Below are 20,512 nucleotides of genomic sequence, written 5' to 3'. Positions count from 1 at the left end.
TGAGGCGCTCCCTTCTCAGTAGCCGAAGGACAGGGTCGGGGTGTCGAGCTCGTCGGTCTCGGGATCCCGCTGGGGCAGGGGAGCGCCCTTGAGAGCGGCCTTGCGCATCAGGTGGAACCAGACCACGGCGAGCACGCCGTAGACGAGGGTGAAGGCCACCAGCGAGGTGACCACCATCCAGGTGGGATGGCTGGACACCCCCTGCAGGGTCATCAGCCGCACCGTCGGGTCGTCCGGGTTGGGGGCGACCACCCAGGGCTGGCGGCCGATCTCGGTGAAGACCCAGCCGGCGGAGTTGGCCAGGAAGGGCATCGGGATCGAGAGCACCGCGAACCACTTGAACAGGTTCGAGCCGGTGGTGCGGGCGTTCTCGCCCTTGCCGCGGGTCAGCCACAGCGCCCACAGGGCCAGCACTGCGCTGAACACGGCCAGGCCGATCATCAAGCGGAAGGACCAGTAGGTGACGAAGAGGTTGGGGCGGTAGTCGGCCTCGACCTCGTTGCCGTGGATGTCCGTGACGGTCTCGCCGAACTGCTCCTGGTACTGCGCGTTCACGTCGTCCACACCCTGCAGCTCGGCGTCGAAGGTGTGGGTGGCCAGGAAGGAGGTCAGGTAGGGGACCTCGATGAGGTGGGTGACGCTCGAGCAGTCCTGGTCGAAGGCGTCGGGGCCGCCGATGGTGAGGATCGAGAAGGGCGCGCCCTCCTGGGTCTCGCACAGCGCCTCCGCGGAGGCCATCTTCATCGGCTGCTGCTTGAACATGATCTGCGCCTGGAAGTCCCCGGAGACGATCAGCGCGATCCCGGCCAGGACCATGGCGACCACGCCGAAGCGCACGGTGGGCCGGTACAGGGTGGTGGCGACCTCCTGCTCATAGGCGCCGTCGGGGGTGTCCAGGCCGCGCTGCCGGGCCCGGTTGTGGTGGGTGACCATGTGCCAGGAGGCGACGCCGGTGAGGAACGCGGCGGCCACCAGCCAGGCGCCCGCGATGACGTGCGGGAAGGCGGCGAGGGTGGTGACATTGGTGAGCACCGCCCAGAGCCCGCCGCCGTCCGGGTCCAGCTCCGCGCGACCGGTCTCCGGGTTCAGCACCGCGCCGACGGGGTGCTGCATGAAGGAGTTCGCGGCGATGATGAAGTACGCCGAGGCGGTGGTGCCGATCGCGACGGCCCAGATGGTCAGCAGGTGGATCTTCTCGGGCAGCTTGTCCCAGCCGAAGATCCACAGGCCCAGGAACACCGACTCGAGGAAGAAGGCGACCAGGCCCTCCAGGGCGAGGGGCGCCCCGAACACGTCACCCACGTAGCGGGCGTACTCGGACCAGTTCATGCCGAACTGGAACTCCTGGACGATGCCGGTCGCGATGCCGATGCCGAAGTTCACGATCAGCATCGAGCCGAAGAACTTGGTCATCCGGAACCAGGCGTCCTTGCGCACCGGGTCGGTGGCGCGCACCGCCACCGTCTGCATGATCGCGACCAGCAGCGAGAGGCCGATGGTGAGCGGCACGAAGATGAAGTGGTAGACGGTCGTGATGCCGAACTGCCACCGAGCGAGGTCGAGGGCTTCCATGAATCCTCCCGGGGAGATGGACACGCTGTCACGAAGCTAGGTCGGTCCGACGGGGTGCCAGGGGACCATCGTCCCTCTTCCGGGCCAGGGGCACATGAGCTCAGGTCGCAGCGGAGAGGGCAGCGTCACACAGGTCACGGGGAGGTCACGCCCGGCTCGTCCGTTCCGTGGTCCGTCCCGGGCATGTCCCCGGTCCCGCTGTCCACTGCTGTGCCATACTGATCCAGGCACTTCTCCGCCCCGTACCGGGCGGAGGAACCTCCCGGCGTCGAGGCGGCGGAGCACCGGCCACGCGGTATTCGCGACCGTGTCCGCTCCCGAGCTCGACCCGCTGCGCTCCCCGAGGGGAGCCGCGCGACGGCGAGGGCCGAAGACTTCCGTCCTCAGGGACGATGACAGGCGGGGCCAGGGTGCGCTGGACCCGTGACGAGGAGACGGCACCATGCCCGACAGCACCACCCCCGCGGACCCCACGGACGAGAGCGCCTCGACCGAGCAGTCCTCCACCCCGAGCGGACGCCGCTCCCACCGCCGCGCCGGCGCCCCGGCGGGCGCCCCGACCGGCAGCGGGGAGCAGGGCGACACCGCCCCCGCTGCTCCCGAGGCGCCCCGCACCTCGGTCGCGCACCAGACCGCCGTGCCCGCGCAGGGTGCGGCCCCGGCCGAGCAGGCCCCCGCCAAGAAGCAGCGTCGCCGCGCCGGCTCCCCGGCCGGCGCCCCTGTCTTCGTGGCCCCCACTGAGGCCCAGCCCGTGGCCCCCGCCGCCCCCGAGGAGGAGACGGAGGAGGCCGAGGAGACTCCCACCGAGCAGGCCGGGCAGTGCGCCCCCGCCGGCAGCTCGGTGGCCGACGACCTCAAGGCCCTGGCCACCACGCGTGGCGGCGATGCCGCGGAGAACGGCGAGGACGCCGAGAGCGACCGTGCACGCCGCGAGAAGGCGCAGCTCGACTTCGCCTCCCTGCTGTTCCAGGCCCCCGCCCCCGCCCAGCGCCGCACCACGGTCGGTCCCTCCGCCCCCGCGGCCGAGGATGCCGGAGACCCCCGGGGCTCCGACGACGCCGAGGACACCAGCGACGAGCAGGACGACGGCAACGAGGAGGGGACCCGCGAGGGCCCCTCCCGTCGTCGCAGCCGCTCCGGTCGCGGGCGCGGTCGCTCCCGCGGCGGCGAGTCGCGCGACGAGACCGGCTCCGGCAGCGACCGGGACGACGCCGCGGACGAGGACGCCTCCTCCGAGCGCGACGACCAGGACGAGCAGGACGGCGGCGAGGACGAGCAGTCCTCCGGCGGCTCCTCGCGACGCCGCCGCCGCCGCGGTGGCCGGGGCCGTCGCGGTCGCGGCCGCGGCGAGGACGAGCGCGGCCAGGACGACGAGGACGAGAACCAGGACTCCGGGGACTCCGACAGCTCCGAGGATTCCCGGGACGGCGAGCGCGACGGCGGGTCGCAGCGCGGCTCCGGGAAGCGCGGCAAGGGCTCTGCGAAGGGCTCGGCCGGGGACGATGCCGAGGGCTCCGACGATGCCGGCGAGGACTCCGCCGAGGGCGGCCAGGACTCCGGCGACGGGGACGAGGGCTCCTCCGGCTCCAGCTCCCGCCGACGCCGTCGTCGTCGCCGCTCGGGCTCCTCGGACTCCGACGACTCCCCGGACGACCCGCCCAACACCGTGGTCAAGGTGCGCGAGGCCCGCGACGAGGTGAAGGCCGTCAAGGGCTCCACCCGCCTGGAGGCCAAGAAGCAGCGCCGCCGCGAGGGTCGCGACAACGGCCGCAAGCGCAACGTCATCACCGAGGCCGAGTTCCTCGCCCGTCGCGAGTCCGTGAAGCGCTCGATGATCGTGCGCGAGCGCTCCGGCCGCACCCAGATCGCGGTCCTCGAGGACGACGTGCTGGTCGAGCACTACGTCGCCCAGAAGTCCCACACCTCGATGGTGGGCAACGTGTACCTGGGCAAGGTGCAGAACGTGCTGCCCAGCATGGAGGCCGCCTTCGTCGACATCGGCAAGGGCCGCAACGCCGTGCTCTACGCCGGCGAGGTCAACTGGGACGCCGTGGGCCTGGAGGGCCAGCCGCGCCGGATCGAGCTCGCCCTCAAGAGCGGCGACTCGGTGCTGGTGCAGGTCACCAAGGACCCCATCGGCCACAAGGGCGCCCGCCTGACCAGCCAGATCTCCCTGCCCGGCCGCTACGTGGTGTTCGTGCCCGGCGGCTCCATGACCGGCATCTCCCGCAAGCTGCCCGACACCGAGCGCGCCCGGCTGAAGAAGATCATGCGCCAGCTGATCCCCGAGGACGCCGGCGTCATCGTGCGCACCGCCGCCGAGGGGGCCAGCGAGGAGGAGCTGACCCACGACGTGGAGCGTCTGCGCGCCCAGTGGGACAAGATCCAGAAGTCGCAGAAGTCCAAGACCGCGCCAGTGGCGCTGTCCCAGGAGCCGGACCTGGCCATCAAGGTGGTCCGCGACGTCTTCAACGAGGACTTCACCTCCCTGGTGGTGCAGGGCTCCGAGGCCTACGACGCCGTGCACTCCTACGTCTCCGACGTCGCCCCCGACCTGTTGGAGCGGGTCACCGCGCACGTCGGCGAGAAGGACGTCTTCGCGAAGTACCGCATCGACGAGCAGCTGCTGAAGGCGATGGACCGCAAGGTCTACCTGCCCTCCGGCGGCTCCCTGGTGATCGACCGCACCGAGGCCATGACCGTGGTCGACGTGAACACCGGCAAGTTCACCGGCTCCGGCGGCACCCTCGAAGAGACCGTCACCAAGAACAACCTCGAGTCCGCCGAGGAGATCGTGCGCCAGCTGCGGCTGCGCGACATCGGCGGCATCATCGTCATCGACTTCATCGACATGGTGCTCGAGTCCAACCGCGACCTGGTGCTGCGACGTCTGGTCGAGTGCCTGGGCCGGGACCGCACCAAGCACCAGGTCGCCGAGGTGACCTCGCTGGGCCTGGTGCAGATGACCCGCAAGCGCGTCGGCCAGGGCCTGGTGGAGACCTTCTCCACCTCCTGCGAGCACTGCGCCGGCCGCGGCCTCGTGGTGGACCTCGACGGGGAGCCCCACCAGCACGTCGAGGCGGGGGAGTCCATCGGCTCCTCACCCCGCTCCGGCAAGCGTCGTCGGGGCAAGGGCCGCGGCGCCAAGGACGGCGAGGACACCTCGGGAACCGGCGGCGGGAACGGCGGCAACGGATCCGGCGGGAACGGCGGCAACGGATCCGGCGGCAACGTCTCGGGTGACGGCTCCGGCGCGGCGGACTCCTCCGACGTCCACCGTCTCCAGGACGACGACTCCCGGGCGCTGGCCAAGGCGACCATCGCCTCGATCGCCGCCGCATCCACCGGCCAGCAGAGCCAGCCGGAGGTCGTGGTCGACGGCCAGGTCGTGACCCTCGCCGAGGACGCCCCGGCGCCGGATGCGGAGCCCGCACCGAACGCCGAGACGGCCGAGACGCAGGACGCCCCCGAGCCCGCCCCGCAGGAGGCCGAGCCGGCCCCGCGCGGGGACGAGCAGCCGGTCACGGCCGACTCCCCGGAGGAGACCTCGGACGATGCCCTGCAGGCCACCCCGGACCCGGCCTCGGACGAGGCCCCGGACGAGGATGCCGAACCCTCCCAGGGGTGACGTGTTCCACAGCGTTCCTGCAGGTCGCACGGCCATCCCTGGTTGACCCCCGCAGGAGCGGACCGTAAGCTGTCCCGTGGTGCATTTCGCGCCGCCGTCGTGCAGCCTCCGGCTCCCGCGCGACCGCACCTCCCCTCCGTGGCCCCACGGCGCGGGCCATCCGGTCCCCGCAGGGTCGGGAGCAGGTCGACGGTCGCAGGTCCGCGGGCGTGGCCGCAGGACAGCAGCAGACCTGATACATGATCGAACCAAGATGGAGCAGTGACGTGGTGTACGCAATCGTCCGCGCAGGCGGTCGCCAGGAGAAGGTGTCGGTCGGCGACACCGTCGTGATCAACCGCGTGGCCGGCGAGGCGGGCGACAGCGTCGAGCTCGCCCCCGTCCTGCTGGTCGACGGCGACAAGGTCACCTCGGCCCAGGCCGACCTCGAGAAGGTCACGGTCACCGCCGAGAAGGTCGAGGATCTCCGCGGCCCCAAGATCCGCATCCTCAAGTACAAGAACAAGACGGGCTACAAGAAGCGCCAGGGCCACCGCCAGGAGCTCACGCGCCTCAAGATCACCGGCATCGCCTGATCCTCGCCCCGGTATCCGAGAGCACTCGAGAGAAGGTCACTCCTCATGGCACATAAGAAGGGCGCAAGCTCCTCCAAGAACGGTCGCGACTCGAACGCGCAGCGCCTCGGCGTGAAGCGCTTCGGCGGCCAGGCCGTCGGCGCCGGCGAGATCCTCGTCCGCCAGCGCGGCACCTCCATCCACCCCGGTGACGGCGTGGGTCGCGGCAACGACGACACCCTGTTCGCGCTCACCGCGGGCACCGTCCAGTTCGGCCGCAAGCGCGACCGTCGCGTGGTCAGCGTCGTCGAGAGCGCCTGATCGCCGCACCCGGCCACGCCGGGACACAGCTCCATCGAGGGGCGGAGTTCCTACTCCGCCCCTCGATGCATGAGAGAGCACGCTCGCGCGTGCCATCCTGAGACCGGGCAGACCCCGTCTCTCCCCATCGCCACCGCCAGGAGGATCCCGTGGCCACCTTCGTCGACCGCGTCCAGCTGCATGTCGTCGCCGGTGCCGGCGGGCACGGCGCCGCCTCCATCCGGCGCGAGAAGTTCAAGCCCCTGGCCGGGCCCGACGGGGCCGACGGCGGCCGCGGCGGCGACGTGATCCTCGAGGTCGACCCCTCGACGACCACCCTGCTGGACTACCACCACAAGCCCCACCGCAAGGCCACCTCCGGCGGCTTCGGCAAGGGCGACCTGCGCCACGGCGCCCGCGGCGAGGACCTCGTGCTGCCGGTCCCCGAGGGCACCGTCATCACCACCGAGGACGGCCGTGTGCTGGCCGACCTGGTGGGCGTCGGCACCCGCTTCGTCGCCGCCCGCGGCGGCCAGGGCGGTCTGGGCAACGCGGCCCTGGCCTCGAAGAACCGCAAGGCCCCCGGCTTCGCGCTGCTCGGCGAGCCCGGGCAGGAGCGCACCCTGGTGCTGGAGCTGAAGTCCGTGGCCGATGTGGCCCTCGTCGGCTACCCCAGCGCCGGCAAGTCCTCACTGATCGCCGCGATGAGCGCTGCCCGGCCCAAGATCGCCGACTACCCCTTCACCACCCTCGCCCCGAACCTCGGCGTCGTCGAGGCCGGCGAGTTCCGCTACACCATCGCCGACGTGCCGGGCCTGATCCCCGGTGCCAGCCAGGGCAAGGGCCTCGGCCTGGACTTCCTGCGCCACATCGAGCGCTGCCACGTGCTGGTGCACGTGCTGGACGCCGCCGCGCTGGAGACCGACCGCGACCCCATCGGCGACCTCGAGACCATCGAGCACGAGCTGGCCACCTACGCGGCGGGCCTCGGCGACACCGGCTCCGGCCGGGTGCCGCTGATGGAGCGCCCCACCGTGATCGTGCTGAACAAGACCGACCTGCCCGACGGCGCCGACATGGCCGACCTGGTGCGTGAGCGCCTGGGCGTGCGCGAGGTGACGATCCTCGACGTCTCCGCCGTCTCCCGCAAGGGTCTGCGCGAGCTCTCCTTCGTCCTCGGCGAGCTCGTGCAGCAGGCACGCGCTTCCCTCCCCGAGCCGGAGGCCGCCCCGATCGTGCTCACCCCGGCCGCGGCCGACGAGCGCCCCTTCGCCGTGGTCACCGAGGAGTACGACGGCTCCACCGCCTTCCGCGTGGTGGGAGACAAGCCCGAGCGCTGGGTCCGCCAGACCGACTTCGCCAACGACGAGGCCGTCGGCTACCTCGCCGACCGCCTGAACCGCCTCGGCGTCGAGGAGGAGCTGCTGCGCGCCGGCGCCGTCGCCGGCTCCACCGTGCTCATCGGCCCCGGCCAGGACGCCGTCGTCTTCGACTGGGAGCCCACCATGGTCGGCGGCGCCGAGCTGCTGGGACGCCGCGGCACCGACGCGCGCCTCGAGGACCACCACCGACCCACCCGCGAGGACAAGCGTGAGGAGCAGCGGGCCCGCACCGCCGCCCGCACCGAGCGTCTCGCGGCGATGGACCAGGAACGCCGGGCCGGCCACTGGGCCGACCCCACGATTGTCGACGAGGAGAACTGACATGGTCACCGTCCCCGACGCCCCGCACCAGCCGGCACGGCTGCTCTCGCGCACCGACATCCCCGGGCCACGCCGGGCCGTGGTGAAGATCGGCTCCTCGAGCCTCACCCGCCCGGACGGCCACCTCGACGAGACCGCCCTGCGCGTCATCGCCGATCAGGTCGCCGAGCTCATCAAGCAGGACTGGGACGTCGTGCTGATCTCCTCCGGCGCGATCGCCGCGGCGATGGGCCCGCTGGGCCTGGACGCCCGCCCCACCGACGTGCCCACCCAGCAGGCCTCCGCGAGCGTCGGTCAGGCGCTGCTGGCCGGCGCCTGGTCCGCCGCCTTCGGCGCCCACGGCCGCATCTCCGGGCAGTTCCTGCTCACCGAGGCCGACGTGATCCGCCCCGAGACCTACCGCAACGTGCGCACCGCCCTGGAGGCGACGCTCGAGCTGGGCGTGGTCCCGGTGATCAACGAGAACGACACCACCGCCACCCACGAGATCCGCTTCGGCGACAACGACCGCCTGGCCGCGCTGGTCGCCCAGCTGCTCGGCGCGGACCTGCTGGTGCTGCTCACCGACGTCGACGGCCTGTACACGAAGAACCCCGCTGAGCCCGACGCCGAGCGCCTCAGCGTGGTCGAGGACTTCGCCGCCCTGGTCGACGTGAACGTCGGCTCGGTCGGCTCGAAGGTCGGCACCGGCGGCATGGTCACCAAGCTCGACGCCGCCCACCACGCCGCCACCACCGGCACCGCCACCCTGCTGACCTCCGCCGCGACCTTCGCGGAGGGCACCGCCGGGCAGGACGTGGGAACCTTCTTCCCGGCCCAGCAGGGTCGCCGCCGCTCCCGCCTGGTGTGGCTGCGCTACGCCACCCGCGGCGCCGGTCGGATCACGGTGGACCCGGGTGCGGCCGAGGCCCTGCGCGGCCGCCGCCGCTCCCTGCTCGCCGTCGGCATCGCCGAGGTCGAGGGCGCCTTCCCGGCCGGGGTGCCGGTGGATATCGCCGCCCCCGACGGCGAGGTGATCGCCCGCGGCCTGGTCGGCTACTCCAGCGAGGACCTGCGCGCGATGGCCGGCCTGACCACCAAGGAGCTGCGCGAGCGGATGGGCGACCGCTTCGGCCGCTCCGCCGTGCACCGTGACGACATGGTCATGATCTCCTCCCCGGTCGCGGACGCCGCGAAGCAGGCCAAGGCCGCCTCCGAGGAGGAGTGACGCGCTGATCCCCGCGCAGGGCGGAGTCGACGAGCGAAGACAACGGGCAGGCGGCGGGCGCGGCGGCGACGGTTGCGGGCGATCCGCAGCCGGTCGACCAGGATCCCCTCCACGAGGGCGGGGCCCACGCCGAGCACGACCCCGATCTGCGGGTTCTCCCGGAAGGCGAGCCCGCCGATCATGCCGATGGCGACGTTGTAGGAGGCTCCGAGCACGGCGGCGAGGGCTGCGAAGGCCACGAACTCCCCGCGCGGGTAGCCGATCACGCCGGAGGTGAGGGTGGTGGCGGTGATCACGAGGGTCTCGAGCAGCTGCAGCCGGGAGTCCATGCGCGGGGGAGGGCCTTCCGTCGACAGTGGTCGGCGCCGGCCCCGATCCGGGAGCGGCGCCGCACGGGCGACGCCAGGCGTGCTTCCTCTGCGAAGCCTGCGGGGTCGCCTCCGGATTCCGTGGGAACCCGCGGCTCGCAGGTGCTCTCAGCGGGGGAGCAGGGGCGGCAGCGTCGCGCCCCGCGCCGGATAGCTCGCCTGCGCCCCGGCGGCGGCGACCGAGGCCCCGGCCATCCGCGCCGCCTGCGCGGCGGCCTCGGACAGGGCGACACCGGCGGCGAGGTGCGCGGCCAGCGCCCCGATGAAGGCGTCCCCGGCCCCGGTGGTGTCCACCGGGTCGACGTCCGCGACGCCCTGACGGTGCACGCCGGTGGCGTCCACGCTGAGCGAGCCGCGGCCCCCGAGGGTCAGTACGACCGAGCACACCCCCGCGGCGTGCAGGGCGCGGGCCAGTGCCTCCTCGGCCTCGGTGGGGTCGTCGTCCTGCTCGGTCTCCGCGCTGTCCGGCGGGGCGACCCCGAGCAGGGGCAGCATCGCCGCGGCCTCGTGCTCGTTGACCACCAGCGGGTCGGCGCGGCGCAGCACCTCGGCGTCCAGCTCCAGCACCGGCGCCGGGTTCAGCACCAGACGGCCCCGGGTCAGGCGCGCCGCCTTCTCGATGCCCACCCGCGGGATCTCGCCCTGCAGCACCACCACGGCCGCCTCGGCCAGTACCTCGGCGTGGGCCCGCACCGCCGCGGCAACGACGCTCGCGTTCGCCCCCGGGTCCACGATGATCGTGTTCTCCCCGCCGGGATCCACCGCCACCACCGCGAGGCCCGTCGGCCCTCGCGTCGTCGCCACCCCGCTCATGTCCACCCCGTCCTCGCGCAACAGGGAGAGGGCGACTGTGGCGTCGACGTCGTCCCCGACCGCCCCGATCATCGCCACCCGCGCCCCGGCCCGCGAGGCCGCGAGCGCCTGGTTCGCGCCCTTGCCGCCGGGGGAGCGGCGCGGATCGGGAGCCCCCGCCCTGGAGTTCGTCGAGGCGTCCGTCGCGATGCCGCTCCCGGTGCCTCGGACAAGCACCGTTTCCCCGGGGCGCGGGTGCCGCGGCACCGCGAGCTGCAGGTCGACGTTCAGCGAGCCGAGCACCACCACGATTCCGGCGTCCGGGGCATGACTCGGCACAGCGGGGGCGTCATCGGCGGAGGAGGCGGGCATGTGGCCATGCTCGCAGATCCCCGCGCGTGCCCTGGGGTCGGCGGCGCCTGCGCGCCTACCCTGGGCGCATGACTGCACCGACCCGGATCGATGCCCGTACCGAGCAGGCCGCCGAGGAGCGCCCCGACGTGGAGACCGCCGTCCGCGCCGCCGCCCGCGCCGCGAAGGACGCTCAGCCGCAGCTCGCGCGCCTGTACCCCGAGACCAAGAACGCCGTTCTGGAGGCCATGGCCGACGCCCTCGTCGCCTCCGCCGCCGAGATCGTCGCCGCCAACGCGAAGGACCTCGAGCGCGCCGACGCGAGCGGGATGGACCCCGGCCTGCGCGACCGTCTCGCCCTGGACGAGGACCGTGTCGCCGCTATCGCCCAGCAGCTGCGCGACGCCGCGGCCCTGCCCGACCCCGTCGGCGAGATCATCCGCGGCTCCGTCCTGCGCAACGGCCTGGAGCTGCGCGAGGTGCGCGTGCCCCTCGGCGTGATCGGCATGGTCTACGAGGCCCGCCCCAACGTGACCGTCGACGCCGCGGGCCTGTCCCTCAAGTCCGGCAACGCCGTCGTGCTGCGCGGCGGCTCCGCCGCCCTGCACTCCAACACCGCCCTGATCGCGGTGCTGCGCCGGGTGCTGGCCGAGCACGACCTGCCCGAGGACCTCATCATCGGCATCGACGAGCACGGCCGCGAGGGCGTGGACGCCCTGATGCGCGCCCGCGGCCTGGTGGACGTGCTGATCCCCCGCGGCGGCGAGGGCCTGATCCGCCGCGTCGTCGAGAACTCCCTGGTGCCCGCCATCGAGACCGGCACCGGCAACACCCACGTCTTCGTCGACGCCTCCGCGGACCTCGAGCAGGCCACCGCCATCGTCGTCAACGCCAAGACCCAGCGCGTCGGGGTGTGCAACTCCCTGGAGACCCTGCTGGTGCACCGCTCGATCGCCGGCGAGGCCCTGCCCCGCCTGGTCGCCCCGCTGCTCGAGGCCGGGGTGCGCATCCACGCCGATGACACCGCCCGCGCCCTGCTCGCCGAGGCCGGCGTCGAGGCCGAGCTGGAGGCCGCCACCGAGAAGGACTGGGAGACCGAGTACCTGGCGCTGGAGATCGCGATCCGCGTGGTCGACGACCTCGACGCCGCGCTCGAGCACATCCGCACCTACTCCTCCGGTCACACCGAGTCGATCCTCACCCGTGACCTCGCCAGCCAGCAGCGCTTCCTGGCCGAGGTGGACTCCGCCGTGGTGATGGCCAACGCCTCCACCCGCTTCTCCGACGGCAGCGAGTTCGGCTTCGGCGCCGAGATCGGCATCTCCACCCAGAAGCTCCACGCCCGCGGCCCGATGGGCCTGCCCGAGATGACCACCGGCAAGTGGGTCGTCGTCGGCCAGGGCCACGTGCGCCCCTGAGACCCTGCACCATCCCGTGACGGGCCGGGGCGCCGACACCGGCGTCCCGGCCCGTCCGGCGTCCCCGCCTGTGGGATGATGTCCCGGTCACCCGTCGAAAGGTACCTGGAATGATCGACCAGCTCCTGATCCTCGCCGAGGCCGGCCACGAAGCCTCCGAGGGCATCTCCCCGGCCTTCATCGGCGGCGGCGCCCTCCTCACCCTGCTCGTGCTGCTGGGCCTGACCTTCCTCACCCGCGGCCAGCACCAGGGCCGCGAGGACGACGAGTCCGGGCCCCACGAGCACTGAGCCCCATGCAGCGGCAGCGTCGACGGATCGGCGTGATGGGCGGGACCTTCGATCCGATCCATCACGGCCACCTCGTCGCCGCCAGCGAGGTGCAGAGCGTCTTCGCGTTGGACGAGGTCGTGTTCGTGCCCACCGGCCGCCCCTGGCAGAAGGTGGACCGCTCGATCTCCGACCCCGAGCACCGCTACCTGATGACCGTCGTCGCCACCGCCGCCAACCCCGTCTTCACCGTCTCCCGGGTGGACGTGGACCGGCCCGGCGACACCTACACCATCGACACGCTGCGTGACCTGCGCGCGCACTACGGGGGCCGGGACGAGGCGGACCTGTTCTTCATCACCGGTGCCGACGCCCTGCAGTCCATCCTCACCTGGAAGGACACCGAGGAGATCTTCGAGCTGGCGCACTTCATCGGCGTCACCCGGCCCGGCCACGAGCTGGACACCTCCGGCCTGCCGGACGACGGGGTGACCCTGATCGAGGTGCCCGCCATGGCGATCAGCTCCACCGACTGCCGCACCCGGGTCCGGGCCGGCGCCCCCGTCTGGTACCTGGTGCCCGACGGAGTGGTCCAATACATCAACAAGTACGCCCTGTACACAGGAGGTGAGGCCGATGAGTGAGACCGAGTCCGCTCCCCGCCACGGCCGTCGCGCCCGCCGGCTGAGCCCCGAGGAGGCCGCCGCGCAGGAGGCCCTTGCGGCCCAGGCCGCGGAATCCGGCGAGGCCTCGGAGACCGGTGAGCATCCGCCCGTGGAGCCCGGGTCCGCCCCGGAGCCCGCGACCGAGTCCGAGCAGCCGCCCGCCGTGCGCGGCGCCGTCGCGCCCCCGAGCGCCGAGGCGCCCATGCCGACCCTGCGCCGTTTCGGCAAGCGCGCCCGCATCATCGAGCTGGCGGAGGGGGAGGCCCCCGCCGGGGACGCCGAGCCCACCGGCGCCGCCGCGCTTCCCGAGGGCGGCAGCCCCGTCGTCCGCGACCAGGACGGCGTCGAGCTCGGCGAGCTCACCGTCTCCGAGGCGCCCGACCCGCGCCCTGCCCCCCGCTACGACGGCAAGGTGCTGCAGCGCCCCGAGCGCTCCGGCGGCAAGCCGCTGCTGTGGGTGGTGTGGGTGCTCATCGCCCTCGCCCTGGTGGCGCTCGTCGTGCTGCTGCTGATGGGCGTGCTCGGCGGCGGCGACACCGCCGCCCTGAGCTCGATCGACACCCTGACCGCGCATCTCGATGCCACCCCCACGATCCCCACGGAGGACCTGCCCGCGTGACCGCTTCCGACGAATCCCTCGACCTCGCCCGCGTGGCCGCCCAGGCGGCTGCCGACAAGCTCGCCCAGGAGGTCATCGGCCTGGACGTCTCCGAGCAGGTCGTCATCACCGACATCTTCCTGGTGTGCAGCGGCACCTCCGAGCGGCAGGTCGCCGCCATCGTCGACGGCGTCGAGGAGGCCCTGCTCAAGGACCGCTCCCGCAAGCCGCTGCGCCGCGAGGGCGAGCGCGACGCCCGCTGGGTGCTGCTGGACTACGGCGACATCGTCGTGCACGTCCAGCACGCCGAGGACCGCGCCTTCTACGCGCTCGAGCGGCTCTGGCGCGATGCACCGGCGCTGGACCTCGAGGTCTCCGACGGCCGCCCCGAGGGCGAGTCCGCGGACCCCGCGTGAGCCGCCGCTCCCCGGCGGGGCGCCTGGTCATGGCCCGCCACGGCCAGACCGACTACAACCGTGAGGGCCGCCTGCAGGGCCAGATCGACATCGCCCTGAACGAGATCGGCCGCGCCCAGGCCGCCGCTCTCGCCCGCGCGATGGTCGCCGACCCGCCCGACGTCATCGTCGCCTCGCCGCTCGGCCGGGCCCTGGACACCGCGCGCGCGGTGGGGGAGGCCTGCGACGTGGAGGTCACCACCTCCGAGGTGCTGCTGGAGCGCGGCTTCGGCCGCTGGGAGGGCATGACCGGCGCCGAGATGCGCGAGGGCTGGCCCGAGGAGTACGCGGACCTGCGTGCGCACCGCCCCGTGCACGGCCTCGGCGTCGAGGACCGGCCCGCCGTCGCCGCCCGGGTCGCCGCGTGCTGCCGCGAGCTGCTGGATGAGCACCCCGGTCAGACCGTGATGGTGGTCGGCCACGGCGCCTCCACCACGCTCGGCATCACCGCCCTGCTGGGCCTGCCCGCCGACGGTTTCCTGGGCCTCGGCGGCCTGGAGAACTGTCACCGCAGCCTGCTGGAACCCCTCGCCGCCGACCCCGAGGGACGCCTCATGAGGCTGGTGTCACACAACCTCGCCCCCGATTTCGCGGGCACACCGGCGGGCATGTAATATCGATCCGTCGCCACGGCGCGAGACCCGGACGGGGATCGAGCAGGCGGCACCCGATACGGGGCTATGGCGCAGTTGGTAGCGCGCTTCCATGGCATGGAAGAGGTCAGGGGTTCGAATCCCCTTAGCTCCACTCGAGAAACCGTGAGACAGTGACTCGTGGCGAAGGCCCCCGCCGATGGCGGGGGCCTTCGTCGCGTCCGGGGTGAGGCGCGACCGCGCTGCTCGTCCCACGGTGTGCGGGCACCGTCCCACCCTCCGGGGGTGCGTCACGTTCACGTCGGATAGGGACCCCGTAGACAACGCAGACGTGACGCACCTGCCCCGATACCCGCACAGGCGTGACGGGGCCCCGGCACGACGACGGGATCGGAGGTCCATCGCTGCGGGCGCCCGAGGAGGCAGCGCGCCGTCGCCCGTCGACCTGTGCTCACCGCAGAGCCCCGGGGATGCTCAAAACAGGGGCCAGGGGACCGCGGGCATGTCGCCCGCGGGAGCCGGGAACCGGGCCTCCGCGCGCAGGGCCGTGCATCGCGCGGCGAGCGCCTCGATCTCCTCGGCCGTCAGGAGCGCGGACAGCGCCTCACCGAGCTCTGCGCCCAGACCCGCGGCGACCCGGTCGATGCCCGCCAGCTCCTCCGCGGTCAGCGCGTCGCCGATCCAGCCCCACAGCACCGTGCGCAGCTTGTGCTCGGTGTGGAAGGTCAGCCCGTGGTCCACGCCGTAGCGGTGCCTTCCCGGCATCGCGAGGACGTGATCCCCCTTGCGGTCGGCATTGTTGAGGAGCACGTCGAGCACGGCCATGCGGCGCAGCGCGGGCGAGTCCTCGTGGATCAGGGTGACCTCGCGGCCCGATTCGTCCTGGCCGTGCAGGACGGCCCGCCAGCCCGAGACGGGCAGGTCCTCGCTCGCCACGAGATCGACGGCCGGGTGCTCGGGATCCTGCTCCTGCCAGAGCTGGACCATGCCCGCCCCGAGCGGCCCGTCCCGCAGCCAGGTGCGCGGCACCGTCCCCCCACCCAGCGTCTCGGAGACCAGGAAGGAGGCCACCTCCCGGTGCGCGAGCAGGCCGTCGGGGAAGTCCCACAGGGGGCTCTCGCCCGCCACGGGCTTGTAGACGACGGCAACGTCCCCGATGGCGCCGAGGAACGTGGCGTTCGAGGCGGTCCGGTAGCGCCCTCGGAGCGTCAGCTCGTCATGCTCGAGGTCCGGCCCGGACATCAGTCCTCGGCGGGGCAGTCGTGCCCCTCGGGATCCATGGGATTCCCGCAGCTCGAGCAGACGGGGCGACCGGCGTCCACGACCCCGATGGTGCGCTGGGCGAAGGCGCGAGCGGTGCCCACCGGCATCCGCACCACCAGCATCTCGTCGGCGACCTCGGGCTCGTCGTCGAGCAGCGCGGCGGGGTCCTCGGCGTCTGCCTCGGGGAGCCGGTGGGCCTCCAGGACGATCTGCGCCGTGGCCGGGTCCCAGCCGAGCGCCATCGTCCCGGTGCGGAACAGCTCCTCGACGGGCTCGAGGGGCTCGTCGTCGAGCAGCTCGGGGGCCGATTCGGTGGGGACGTGGAAGGGATTGCCCTCGGCGGCGTGGAGCTGATCAAGGAGCTCGTCTATCTTCTCCGCGAGCAGTGCCGACTGCTGCTTCTCGAGGGCGACGCTCGCCACCCGGGTCCCGGCGCGCACCTGCAGGTAGAACGTGCGCGCTCCGGGAGCCCCGAGGGTGCCGATGACGGCGCGGTCTGGCCAGTCGAACTCGTGCTGGAGGGAGGGCATGCTCTTCACTCTAGGCGCCGTCGCGGGGCGATGGTGGGTGACCCGCCCCGCCGCCCACGGGTGCGTCGTCCGCGCCGAGGCCGTGGGCGAGCCAGGAGAGGTCCCCCGCGTCCGTGTTGACGGCGTGGACGCTCGGGCGGCCGGCCCCGTAGCGCACGATCGACACCGAGGCGGGGCCCACCGAGAGGCGCTGGAAGAGGTCCAGGTGCATGCCGAGGGCGTCGGCGAGGATCGACTTGATGACGTCCCCGTGGCTGACCGCGGCCCACACGGCGTCCGCGCCGTGCTCGGCCTCGATGGCGGCGTCGTGGCGGCGCACCGCGGCCACCGCGCGGGCCTGCATCCCCGCCAGGGACTCCCCGCCGGGGAAGACCACGGCGGAGGGCGCGGACTGCACGAGTGACCACAGGTCCTCGGTCGCGAGGTCACTCAGCGTCCTGCCCTGCCACTGCCCATAGTCGCACTCGGTGAGGTCGGGGTCCACCGGGGCGGAGGGAGCGGCCGACTGGGCGTCCAGGAGGAAGCGGGCGGTCTGACGGCAGCGATCGAGCGGACTCGAGACGACGGCGGCGAGGGGCACCTCGGAGATCCGGGACGCGGTGAGGGCCGCCTGCTCGCGCCCGACCTCGTCGAGGTGGACCCCGGGGGCGCGGCCGGCCAACAGCCCGGCGGTGTTCGCCGTGGTGCGGCCGTGCCGGACGAGGAGTGCTGTCGCCATCCCGCCAGCCTAGTGTTGGCCGGCCACGCTGGGCGTCATCCCGGCCTGGGTGCTGTCCGGGTGGCGACGGGTCGAGCCCGTCGAGTCCTCCGCGAGGTGATTGCCGAGACCTCTCCGCGGGTCGAGCGCGAGGTCTGGGACGCACTGCCTCCTGAAGTTCCTCCACGCAGCCTGAGATTGTCGACCGCGTGCCCTTCACGGTGGGAAAGGGAGGTCGGAGAACCCCGTCCTCACGGCGAGAGCGACGGATTCGTCGGATCCTCCACCCGTCGCAGCTGGGTGGTGCCGAGCGCCCCGAGGATCCAAGCGCCCTCATCGGCGAGGACCCCGGTCGCCGCGGTGCCCAGATCGCCGAAGCGACCCTGGACCGTGCCGTCCTCCCCGATCACCAGCACCGACCCGCTCAGTCCGCCCACGAGGAACCAGTCCGCCGGCAGCCGCGCCACCACCTCACGACCCATCCGGGTGGGCAGCACCAGGCGGTCCAAGGCGGGGGAGCGGTCGTACAGGCCCACCAGGATCGTTCCCTCCGCGCTGCGGGAGAGGATGTCCGGGATCCCCGGCAGCACCGGCCCCAGCGAGGTGGAGTGCAGCCGGGCGCTGGAGTCGGTGACCAGCACGGTGCCGGCGGCCGCGACCGCGAGGCCGTTCAGGAACCGCAGCGGTCGCCCGCCGGCGGTGTCCGCGAGCAGGCGCACGGTCACGTCACCATCGGCCCGGCTCTCCCGCAGCGGGATCGCCGCCAGCAGGACGATGCTCACGCCATCGAAAGCGGTGCCGGCGGGGCTCGCCCCTGCGCGGACCGCGGGGTCGCTGAGCACGAGCCCCAGAAAGGATGGCTTGGCCAGCAGGGCACCGAGCAGCACCGGGAGGCGGTGGCGCGGACGCAGCGCGGCCAGCACCAGCGCCGCCCCCAGCAGCAGCCGCAGCACCCCGCGGTGCCGCAGCACCACGAGCGTCGGGGCGTCGGGGTGCTCGATGCCCGTAGCTCGCGAGCTGGCCGGGATCGACCAGCGCCCGCTCCGGGGTGGCCGCCCCGACGATCCGCTACTACATCCGGGAACGCCTGATCCCGTCCGGGGAGCTGACCAGCCCCAACCAGGCCGTCTACGGCGAGGGGCACGTCGCCGCGCTGCGGCTCGCGCGCGCCCTGATCGAGGTGGGCGGCCTCGATGTCGCCCAGGCCCGCGAGGTCATCGAGCACCTCGCGGGCAAGGAGGGCGACCGCTGCCTCTCCCTCGGGGCCGTGCAGTACGCCCTCACCCCCGCGCCCCCGAGTCCGGGGGAAGAGGCCCGCGCCCGGGTCGAGGCGCTGCTCGCCGCCCGCGGCTGGCAGGTGCGGCCCGACAACCCCGCCGCCCGGGAGATGCGCCGAGTCACCGACCCCGCCGTGCCCGGCGCCGCGCTCGCCGTCGTCGGCCTCGACGTGCTCGGCGACCGGGTGCTCTCCGCGGTGCGTCGCCTCGCCCAGGAGGACCGCCTCACCCGGGGATGAACCCGCCGGTTCGGACGGATGGAAGAATCTGCCCGAAGCCACCCGGAGAGAGGGGTCCGATGTCCGTCGTGCTCCACCTGCTGGCCCTCGCGTGCCTGTTCGCCGTGATGGGACTGCTCACCGAGCCGCCCGGCACCGATCGCTCCCGCCTCGGTCGCGGCGGCGCCTACCTCGCCGCCGCGGGGATCGCACTGATGATGACGCTGCTCGGCCTGGTGATCATCGTGGTGATGATCGGCCTGTACATGCTGATCTCCGACCTGGTCTCGATGACGGCGGGCGTGTTCCTCGGGCTGGTGCTGGTGATGGTCGCCTCCGGGGTGGTGCTGTTCCTGGTGATGCGGCCGATCATGCAGCGGCTCGGGGTGACGCACGAGTGGCTGACCATCGTGGAGTACTACATCCAGTGGTCGCTGATCTACGTGACGATCTACCAGGTGATCGTGGAGAACGTCAGCGGCCTCGGCGAGATGCTGGGGGACCGGGAGATCACCCGGGCGCTCAACTCCTACCTCTCCACCGTGCTGGACCCGAAGGTCCTGATCGTCCTGCTGCTGCCGGTGCTGATCGCCGTCTGGATCACCACCGCGATGGTCAAGCTGCGGATCGAGGCGCAGGACCACGACTCCGGCGACTTCGCGACCCTGCGGGAGCCCTCGGAGCACTGAGCATCCGGGGGTCGGAGGGGCTCGGGGCCGCGCTCAGCAGCACCAGCACCGCGCCGATGAGGCCGAGCCCCACCCAGCCCAGCAGGCCGGGTCGCTCGCCGACCACCAGCACCGCGAGCAGCGTCGCGACCGCGGGCTCCGCGAGCGTGATGGTGGTGGCCGTCGAGGCCGGGATCCGGGCCAGGCCGATGCCGAACAGCAGGTAGCCCAGGAACATCGGCACCAGCGCCACGTAGACCGCGACCGTCGTGTCCGCGGCGGTGGCCAGCAGGGGAGCACCGGTGGCCAGTAGCACCGGCATCAGCAGCGCCCCGCCGGCGCCGAACACCGAGCCCATCGCCGCGGCGCGGGGAACCCCCGCGTGCATCATCCGTTGCACCACCACGGCGTATCCCGCGTAGCTCGCCCCAGCCACCAGGCCCAGCCCGACAGGCCCGAGGCGAGGGGCGCCGAGGCCAGGGAGACGACGGTGCCGATCGCGACGCCGGCCAGGTGCATGGAGCTGTGGAACGCCAGCGGATAGATCGCGACTGCCAGCGCGCCGAGGGCGATCGCCCGGGTACGGCCCCGCAGGGCGGGACGCGCCGCGCGCAGAGCCGGCACGGCGATCGCGGCCTGCAGCAGCCCGCCGATGCCGAGGGCCGCCGCGCCGATCGCGATCGGTCCTGCCGTCGGCGCGAAGGTCGCCGCGGTGCCGGTGGTGCCCCAGAGCACCGCCGTGGTCAGCACCGCCAGCAGGCCCGGCGACCGGCCGGGGCGGGGATCGGTGGTGCTCACGAGGGCTCCGTCGACGCGGGGGATTTCGGGGGCCGGGTGCGGACGGTGGTGCCGCGGAGTGGGACGATGACCCGCATGAGCATCCGCACCGCCACCGAGGCCGACGCGCCGCGCATCACCGAGATCTACAACGATGCCGTCGCCCACACCACGGCCATCTGGAACGACACCGTGGTGAGCGAGGAGAACCGGCGGCTGTGGATCCGGGAGCGTCTCGCGGCAGGCTTCCCCCTGCTGGTCGCGGTCGACGAGGACGACGACGTGCTCGGCTACGCCACCTACGGGCCCTGGCGACCCCACGACGGCTACCGCCACACCGTCGAGCACTCCGTCTACGTGCGCGGCGACCAGCGCGGCGCCGGGCTCGGCCGGGCGCTGATGGAGGCCCTGCTGGAGGCCGCCCGCGCCCAGGGCATCCACGTGCTGGTCGCCGGGATCGACGCCGAGAACGCCGGCTCGATCGCCCTGCACGAGAAGCTGGGCTTCGAGCGCACCGGGCTGCTGCCGCAGGTGGGCGTGAAGTTCGGTCGCTGGCTGGACCTGGCCTTCCTGCAGCTCACCCTCGATCCGGGCGCTCCGGCGCGCTGA

General features: G+C 73.1%; 21 protein-coding genes, 1 tRNA gene and 1 pseudogene. 15 read left to right on the top strand and 8 right to left on the bottom strand.

The annotated features are described in order from the left end of the window. Positions 1-15: 15 nt before the first annotated feature. Complete coding sequence (locus tag OM98_RS11825; RefSeq protein ID WP_010534841.1) at positions 16-1,572, bottom strand: cytochrome ubiquinol oxidase subunit I; 1,557 nt, start codon at positions 1,570-1,572, stop codon at positions 16-18. 442 nt (positions 1,573-2,014) lie between these two features. Between OM98_RS11825 and OM98_RS11820 the strand changes: the two genes are divergently transcribed. The 5 genes from OM98_RS11820 (at position 2,015) to proB (ending at position 8,964) form a co-directional block, all read left to right on the top strand. Further along, positions 2,015-5,200, top strand: coding sequence for an Rne/Rng family ribonuclease (locus OM98_RS11820; protein ID WP_010534840.1), 3,186 nt, complete (start codon positions 2,015-2,017; stop codon positions 5,198-5,200). A 266-nt stretch (positions 5,201-5,466) separates the two neighbouring features. Next, positions 5,467-5,775 (top strand): 50S ribosomal protein L21, encoded by a 309-nt coding sequence (gene rplU / locus OM98_RS11815; RefSeq protein ID WP_029362835.1) that lies wholly within the window; start codon positions 5,467-5,469, stop codon positions 5,773-5,775. A gap of 45 nt (positions 5,776-5,820) precedes the next feature. Then, complete coding sequence (rpmA, locus tag OM98_RS11810; protein ID WP_010534838.1) at positions 5,821-6,075, top strand: 50S ribosomal protein L27; 255 nt, start codon at positions 5,821-5,823, stop codon at positions 6,073-6,075. A 149-nt stretch (positions 6,076-6,224) separates the two neighbouring features. Further along, positions 6,225-7,757: a GTPase ObgE gene (gene obgE / locus OM98_RS11805; protein ID WP_010534837.1), complete on the top strand. Its 1,533-nt coding sequence runs from the start codon at positions 6,225-6,227 to the stop codon at positions 7,755-7,757. A 1-nt stretch (position 7,758) separates the two neighbouring features. Further along, positions 7,759-8,964 carry a glutamate 5-kinase gene (gene proB / locus OM98_RS11800; RefSeq protein WP_010534836.1) on the top strand — a complete coding sequence of 402 codons (1,206 nt, stop codon included), beginning with the start codon at positions 7,759-7,761 and terminating at the stop codon, positions 8,962-8,964. Positions 8,965-9,440: 476 nt separating this feature from the next. Here proB and OM98_RS11795 read toward each other — a convergent pair whose 3' ends face one another. Next, entirely contained in the window at positions 9,441-10,496 is a 1,056-nt protein-coding gene (locus OM98_RS11795; RefSeq protein ID WP_010534835.1) for a ribokinase, read from the bottom strand. A 68-nt stretch (positions 10,497-10,564) separates the two neighbouring features. Between OM98_RS11795 and OM98_RS11790 the strand changes: the two genes are divergently transcribed. The 7 genes from OM98_RS11790 to OM98_RS11760 all read left to right on the top strand — a co-directional run bounded on the left by OM98_RS11790 (position 10,565) and on the right by OM98_RS11760 (position 14,627). After that, positions 10,565-11,893, top strand: coding sequence for a glutamate-5-semialdehyde dehydrogenase (locus OM98_RS11790; protein WP_010534834.1), 1,329 nt, complete (start codon positions 10,565-10,567; stop codon positions 11,891-11,893). A gap of 110 nt (positions 11,894-12,003) precedes the next feature. After that, positions 12,004-12,183, top strand: coding sequence for a hypothetical protein (locus tag OM98_RS11785; protein WP_010534833.1), 180 nt, complete (start codon positions 12,004-12,006; stop codon positions 12,181-12,183). Positions 12,184-12,188: 5 nt separating this feature from the next. Further along, on the top strand, positions 12,189-12,806 hold the full coding sequence (gene nadD / locus OM98_RS11780) for a nicotinate-nucleotide adenylyltransferase (RefSeq protein WP_010534832.1): 618 nt from the start codon (positions 12,189-12,191) through the stop codon (positions 12,804-12,806). Next, positions 12,799-13,446, top strand: a complete 648-nt coding sequence (locus OM98_RS11775; protein WP_010534831.1) for a hypothetical protein — start codon at positions 12,799-12,801, stop codon at positions 13,444-13,446. Before nadD ends, OM98_RS11775 begins: the two co-directional genes overlap by 8 nt. After that, positions 13,443-13,841 carry a ribosome silencing factor gene (gene rsfS / locus OM98_RS11770; protein ID WP_010534830.1) on the top strand — a complete coding sequence of 133 codons (399 nt, stop codon included), beginning with the start codon at positions 13,443-13,445 and terminating at the stop codon, positions 13,839-13,841. Before OM98_RS11775 ends, rsfS begins: the two co-directional genes overlap by 4 nt. Next, the gene (locus OM98_RS11765; RefSeq protein WP_010534829.1) at positions 13,838-14,494 is read left to right on the top strand and encodes a histidine phosphatase family protein; all 657 of its coding nucleotides are present in this window, start codon (positions 13,838-13,840) and stop codon (positions 14,492-14,494) included. The genes rsfS and OM98_RS11765 overlap by 4 nt, the downstream gene beginning before the upstream one ends. A 60-nt stretch (positions 14,495-14,554) precedes the next feature. After that, positions 14,555-14,627: transfer RNA gene (locus OM98_RS11760), tRNA-Ala, on the top strand. Between the two features lie 320 nt (positions 14,628-14,947). Here the strand turns inward: OM98_RS11760 and OM98_RS11755 are convergent. The 4 genes from OM98_RS11755 to OM98_RS11740 form a co-directional block, all read right to left on the bottom strand. Continuing rightward, positions 14,948-15,715 carry an SCO1664 family protein gene (locus OM98_RS11755; protein WP_010534828.1) on the bottom strand — a complete coding sequence of 256 codons (768 nt, stop codon included), beginning with the start codon at positions 15,713-15,715 and terminating at the stop codon, positions 14,948-14,950. Then, the gene (locus OM98_RS11750; RefSeq protein ID WP_010534827.1) at positions 15,715-16,266 is read right to left on the bottom strand and encodes a DUF3090 family protein; all 552 of its coding nucleotides are present in this window, start codon (positions 16,264-16,266) and stop codon (positions 15,715-15,717) included. Before OM98_RS11750 ends, OM98_RS11755 begins: the two co-directional genes overlap by 1 nt. 10 nt (positions 16,267-16,276) lie before the next feature. After that, positions 16,277-16,984: a histidine phosphatase family protein gene (locus tag OM98_RS11745; protein ID WP_010534826.1), complete on the bottom strand. Its 708-nt coding sequence runs from the start codon at positions 16,982-16,984 to the stop codon at positions 16,277-16,279. A gap of 230 nt (positions 16,985-17,214) precedes the next feature. Next, on the bottom strand, positions 17,215-17,934 hold the full coding sequence (locus OM98_RS11740) for a hypothetical protein (protein WP_139017706.1): 720 nt from the start codon (positions 17,932-17,934) through the stop codon (positions 17,215-17,217). Positions 17,935-18,008: 74 nt separating this feature from the next. Here OM98_RS11740 and OM98_RS11735 point away from each other — a divergent pair. Continuing rightward, a pseudogene (locus OM98_RS11735) lies at positions 18,009-18,479 on the top strand (MerR family transcriptional regulator); the annotation flags it as partial. Between the two features lie 59 nt (positions 18,480-18,538). Beyond that, positions 18,539-19,147 carry an SA1002 family membrane protein gene (locus OM98_RS11730; protein WP_010534823.1) on the top strand — a complete coding sequence of 203 codons (609 nt, stop codon included), beginning with the start codon at positions 18,539-18,541 and terminating at the stop codon, positions 19,145-19,147. Here the strand turns inward: OM98_RS11730 and OM98_RS16430 are convergent. Both OM98_RS16430 and OM98_RS16425 read right to left on the bottom strand, forming a co-directional pair. Next, positions 19,074-19,562 (bottom strand): DMT family transporter, encoded by a 489-nt coding sequence (locus tag OM98_RS16430; protein ID WP_342626431.1) that lies wholly within the window; start codon positions 19,560-19,562, stop codon positions 19,074-19,076. The two genes, OM98_RS11730 and OM98_RS16430, sit on opposite strands and share 74 nt — an antisense overlap. Next, the gene (locus OM98_RS16425) at positions 19,514-19,924 is read right to left on the bottom strand and encodes an EamA family transporter (RefSeq protein ID WP_010534821.1); all 411 of its coding nucleotides are present in this window, start codon (positions 19,922-19,924) and stop codon (positions 19,514-19,516) included. The genes OM98_RS16430 and OM98_RS16425 overlap by 49 nt, the downstream gene beginning before the upstream one ends. Positions 19,925-19,999: 75 nt before the next feature. Between OM98_RS16425 and OM98_RS11720 the strand changes: the two genes are divergently transcribed. Then, the gene (locus tag OM98_RS11720; RefSeq protein WP_010534820.1) at positions 20,000-20,512 is read left to right on the top strand and encodes a GNAT family N-acetyltransferase; all 513 of its coding nucleotides are present in this window, start codon (positions 20,000-20,002) and stop codon (positions 20,510-20,512) included.

The sequence above is a fragment of the Brachybacterium squillarum M-6-3 genome, assembly GCF_000225825.1.
In the GTDB taxonomy this organism is placed as follows: Bacteria; Actinomycetota; Actinomycetes; order Actinomycetales; family Dermabacteraceae; genus Brachybacterium; species Brachybacterium squillarum.
This window is presented reverse-complemented; position numbering and strand designations above follow the sequence as displayed.